At 67.1% G+C, this 1023-nt stretch carries 2 protein-coding genes; one reads left to right on the top strand and one right to left on the bottom strand.

What is annotated here, in order from left to right:
- Positions 1 to 174 precede the first annotated feature (174 nt).
- Positions 175 to 534, bottom strand: coding sequence for a helix-turn-helix domain-containing protein (locus ACMO6A_RS14165; protein WP_418471454.1), 360 nt, complete (start codon positions 532 to 534; stop codon positions 175 to 177).
- A 166-nt stretch (positions 535 to 700) separates the two neighbouring features.
- Here ACMO6A_RS14165 and ACMO6A_RS14160 point away from each other — a divergent pair, with 166 nt between their 5' ends.
- Positions 701 to 940: a hypothetical protein gene (locus tag ACMO6A_RS14160; RefSeq protein ID WP_418471453.1), complete on the top strand. Its 240-nt coding sequence runs from the start codon at positions 701 to 703 to the stop codon at positions 938 to 940.
- Positions 941 to 1023: the final 83 nt, after the last annotated feature.

Here is a 1023-nt window from a genome sequence, read left to right as displayed (position 1 = left end):
AGACCGGGGAGCACTGGATCGACACCGACGTGCACTCCATGAAGGTTGCGTCGATCGAGGAGGCCGAGCAGCGGGAGGCGCCGTCGTGCGCACGCGCGCTCCCGCGCAAGTCCTGATCTCCGCATCTGCACAGTCGCCCATCTGCGCGCGTGCCCAAGTGCGCATGCGTTCGGCTCAGAAGTCCTCGGCCATCGCTCTCGCGACGTCGAGCAGGGTCCTCTGCTTTGCCGGGCCCATCATGTCGTAGTAGGCGCGCATCTTGCGCCAGCGCAGGGCCGACTCGTCCTTCTTCCTGCCGCCCGCCCTCGGGTCGCCGATCTCGGTGAAGGCCGTGACCATGTTCACGCCGTACTCGTTGAGCAGCGAGCGCAGGTCGGCCGGCGACACCCACAGGGTCCCCGCCTCGTACTTGTACACCGTCGTGGCCTTCTTGCCGATGACCGCTCCCGCCTCATCGCCCTTCAGCCCCGCATCGTAGCGGTAGCGCTTGAGCTGCGCCGCCAGCTCGGACTTCTCCGGAACCCTCGACCTCATCGAACGCATCACTTTCCTTCCATGCCGAAACGCGCGGGGCCTTTCTACCCCGTGCGGGCAAGTATCGCACCGCATCGGGTCCCCCCGTTCATATACTGTTCCCGTCGGGGGTCGATACGGCCCCGGTACTTTCGGTATCGGAACACGGAACGGGAAGGCTTCCGACATGAACAGACAAGACGGCATACACATGGACGCGCTCGCCGCGGCGCTCGGGGAAACCGGCGACACGGCGTTCGACATCGTCCGCGGCACGGGGATACCGCTGCCCAAGGTCCTGAGGCTGCTCGGGCTCTCCACGGCGTCGCGCGCCGCGCCCGCGCTCGACGGGCTCGAGATCGTCCAGCTCTGCCTCTACGCGGAGCTCCCGCTGTCCGCCGTCATGGACGCCGAGGAGGGGCAATGAGCTCAGTCATCGAGGACCTGGCGGCTCTGCCGAGGTTCCTGACCGTCAAGGAGACGTGCGCCTTCCTGGGCGTCAGCGCGTCG

It is taken from the genome of Eggerthella sp. (genome assembly GCF_048329335.1).
GTDB lineage: Bacteria > Actinomycetota > Coriobacteriia > Coriobacteriales > Eggerthellaceae > Eggerthella > Eggerthella lenta.
This window is presented reverse-complemented; position numbering and strand designations above follow the sequence as displayed.

What these genes read in the sequence shown, in the direction of transcription:
- ACMO6A_RS14165 (WP_418471454.1), bottom strand. Translation starts at nt 534, where the DNA reads ATGAGGTCGAGGGTTCCGGAGAAGTCCGAGCTGGCGGCGCAGCTCAAG.
- ACMO6A_RS14160 (WP_418471453.1), top strand. Translation starts at nt 701, where the DNA reads ATGAACAGACAAGACGGCATACACATGGACGCGCTCGCCGCGGCGCTC.